Below are 3,136 nucleotides of genomic sequence, written 5' to 3' on the forward strand. Positions count from 1 at the left end.
GCGATCCGGCGCGCCGTACTCGAGTCGCGGCCGGTCGTCGTCCGCCATCCCGCCACCGCCGACGGCTACGTCGCGGGCGCGGCTATCGAGCGGGCGACGCTCCCACTGATCCGCGAGGAGCACGCCAAGAGCGACGCCGAGTACCACTACTTCACCCGTCGGCCGCTTGAGGACCCCGTTTACGGGATGAACGATGCGACGAACGACGCCACCCGGATGCTTCAGGACCGGGACCGACACGACGAGAAACTCCCGCTTTTCGTCCTCGTCGGCACCGGGTCGACGGTCGAGTCGGCGGATGGCCTCGAACTGCTCTCCGTGTACGGCGTCGACGCCGTCGTGATCGACGCCGCGGTCGCGGACCCCGAGACCCGCGAGACGGTCGACACGCTCGTGTCGCCGGAGCTCGCCGCGGTCGACGCGGACCTCTCGACAGGGGCGCTCGCCGCGTCGCTGGCGTCCGCCGTCAACGACGAGGTTCGCGCGGACCTCGTCCACCTACCGGCGGTGAGCTACTGGAGCGACACCCCCGAGCGATACGCCGAGCTCGCACACAACGCCGGTTACGACCTCGAACGCGTCGCGGAGCTCCGCGAAGCGATCGCCCTGGAGGCGTACTATCAGTCCTACCAAGACAAACGCGAGCTGATCACGGACCTGCTGTTCGAGGACGGCGGCGACCTCGCCGCGCACGTCTCAGAGCAGTTCCGCGAGAAGCTGGAAACGGAGATCGAGACCGCGAGTGCGAACGTCGTCACGGAGGCCGTCGACGGCGTCGAGTTCGCGCTGCTCGACACCGACGGCTACACCCACCGGTTCGACTTCCCGCCGACGCCGCTCCTCCTCGACGACCTCCACCGCCGGCACGCGAACGGCGACCCGTTCGCGACGGTCGGTATCGGGACCGACGAGCTGTACGTCCGCGCGACGACCGATCTCTCCGTCCGCGACGTGGCCGACCGGGCGGCCGAAATAGCGCCCGCAGCCGACATCTCGACGGCCGGGCTCCGCGAGGGGAAGATCGAGTTCCTCTCGGGCGAGCGCGACGCCGTCGAGGACGCGGTCGTCGCCGCGGTCGCCGAGCAGTTCTAGATCGCGACGCGACTGGGCCGCTCCGTTTCTCTTCCGTTCAGTACGTGTCGTTCGCTTCAGTTCGGTCCGCCCGTCCCACCCGGCCCCGCCGGTCTCACACGTCCAGTCTGTGGTGTGTCACCGCGTCGACGCCGCTGTCGGCTGTGTCGAGCGTCGCCACGTGGAAGGCGTCGTCCGCCCCGTCGACCGGGATCGGGAGCCCGCCCGGATTCACCCGAACGGTGCCGTCACGCGCCTCCACGCCGTGTGCGTGAGTGTGGCCGTGGAACACGTAGTCGTACTCCGCACAGCCGACGAGCGCGTCGACGACGATTCCGCTCGTCCCGTGGACGACCGCGACCTCGACCGGTTCGCGGTTAGGGTGATCGGGATCGAGGGTGAGCGTCCCGGCCTCGCCGTGGTAGCGCCCGAACGAGTCCACGGTCGACTCGACCGCCCACTCGCCGTCGTTGTTGCCGCGGACGGCGTGGAAGGCGAAGTCGGCGTCGAACGGGGTCACGGAGAACGGGGCGACGAAGTCGCCACAGTGGACGACGGTGTCGACGTCGCGGGACTCGAACAGGTCGACCGTGGCCTCGACCGCGGCGAGGTCGTCGTGGGTGTCCGAGACGATGCCGAGACGCATTGTCACCGGGTGCGGAGCTCGTCTTTGTCCTTGATGACGCGGACATCACCCTCGCCGGAGGTGACCTCGTTGACGAGGTCGTAGAGGTCGTTCTGAAGCCCGGCCGGGAACGTCAACACGCCGACCCACGAACCGTCGTTTTGCCACTCCTCGCGTTCGAGATCGCCGAATTCCCGAACTTGCGCCTGGCCGGAGCCCGCGTAGTCGGCGGGGAGCTGGACCGCCATCGTCACCTCCTCGAACCGGATCGGGATGACCGGCCGGAGCGCTTCGAGCGCGTCATCGACCTGGTTCTCCACCGGCTCCATGGGGTCGATCTGGAACCCCGCCTCCTCCAACGCGCGCTCGATGCGCTCGGGCGGGTGCGGCGAGTCGTCCATCTGTGGGTTCACGGCGTTGCGGGTGATCGTCGTGACGAGCTCGCGGTGTTTCCGCTCCTGCATCTCCTCGCGCTGCTCGGCGGTGATCTGGATCTCACCCCGTTCGACGACCTCGGGGATGATCGCGAGCGGATCCGTGGTGCCGAACACCGTCTCTAGGTCCTCCTCGGCAGGTCGGTCCCCCCGCGAGGCGTTCTCGAAGACGTCCTCGGCGGCGATCACGTCCTCTAGCTCCCCCTCGAACTCCCCGCGTTTCATCGCGAGCGCGGCGTCCGGATCGATGAGTACCTCGAAGCGCTCGCCGTGGGACTCCAAGCGGGCCGTCACGGCCTCGTCGAGTGATATCATGGATGAACGTTTCTCCCCCGCAGTAAAAAAGCCTCCCGCGCCGAGTGTGTCGAGTCTCCAGAGTGTGTCGAGTCTCCAGAGCATATCGGAACGACGTTCGGTCCGACGGCTCCGGTCGAGGCGGATCAGGTTGTCGGCCGTTCGTCGGCCCAGTCGTCGCGGCACGCCTGGCTACAGAACTGTCGTCGTTCCAGCTCGCCGTCGTCGACCCACGTGAGGGTTCGCCGACCGACGCCGAGCGCCGGTCCGCCACAGACGACACACCGGGGCGCGGACTCCTCGTCGACGTCCGCCTCGAGGTCGGAGGTCGGATCTACCATACCCGTCCGAGGACCTCCGCACACTTGAACCCGCGAAGGGCGGCAGTTCTGGCCGGGCGCGGGCTCCCGACCAGTCGGGAAACGGTGTGCCGGGCTCACCGGCCGCGAGCCGCCGGGTGTGCCACGTCGTGGGTCGTGTCCGCGGCGGGCTCGCGTAGGGTCCGATCACGGCCGTCCGGCCACCGCACGATGACCTCTCGTGGGTCGGCCCCGCCGAGCCCGAAGTGTGCAACGGGCTCCGTCTGACACAGATAGCCGCCGCCGGCGTCGATCACGCGGCGCTGTGTCCCTGCGCTCGTCTCCAGTGTAACCGTCGCCCCGCGTGCCGGCGCGCCCTGCGCGGTGGTCGGCCGGACCCGGAGCCACCCGTT

At 69.0% G+C, this 3,136-nt stretch carries 4 protein-coding genes and 1 pseudogene; 1 reads left to right on the plus strand and 4 read right to left on the minus strand.

What is annotated here, in order from left to right; translation table 11 throughout:
* A pseudogene (locus ACFQEU_RS13670) lies at nucleotides 1–1,092 on the plus strand (DNA-binding protein); the annotation flags it as partial.
* A 94-nt stretch (nucleotides 1,093–1,186) separates the two neighbouring features.
* On the opposite strand, the gene ACFQEU_RS13675 reads toward ACFQEU_RS13670, so the two are convergent.
* From ACFQEU_RS13675 to ACFQEU_RS13690, 4 genes are all read right to left on the minus strand, one after another.
* Entirely contained in the window at nucleotides 1,187–1,717 is a 531-nt protein-coding gene (locus ACFQEU_RS13675) for a YfcE family phosphodiesterase (RefSeq protein WP_379783053.1), read from the minus strand.
* 2 nt (nucleotides 1,718–1,719) lie between these two features.
* Nucleotides 1,720–2,445, minus strand: coding sequence for a ribosome assembly factor SBDS (locus ACFQEU_RS13680; protein ID WP_379783047.1), 726 nt, complete (start codon nucleotides 2,443–2,445; stop codon nucleotides 1,720–1,722).
* Between the two features lie 125 nt (nucleotides 2,446–2,570).
* Complete coding sequence (locus tag ACFQEU_RS13685; protein WP_379783049.1) at nucleotides 2,571–2,765, minus strand: DUF7576 family protein; 195 nt, start codon at nucleotides 2,763–2,765, stop codon at nucleotides 2,571–2,573.
* 95 nt (nucleotides 2,766–2,860) lie between these two features.
* A partial coding sequence (locus ACFQEU_RS13690; protein ID WP_379783051.1) for an ASPIC/UnbV domain-containing protein occupies nucleotides 2,861–3,136 on the minus strand: 276 nt, incomplete at its 5' end.

Origin of the sequence: Halorubrum tibetense (genome assembly GCF_042661865.1) — an archaeon.
Taxonomy (GTDB): domain Archaea; phylum Halobacteriota; class Halobacteria; order Halobacteriales; family Haloferacaceae; genus Halorubrum; species Halorubrum tibetense.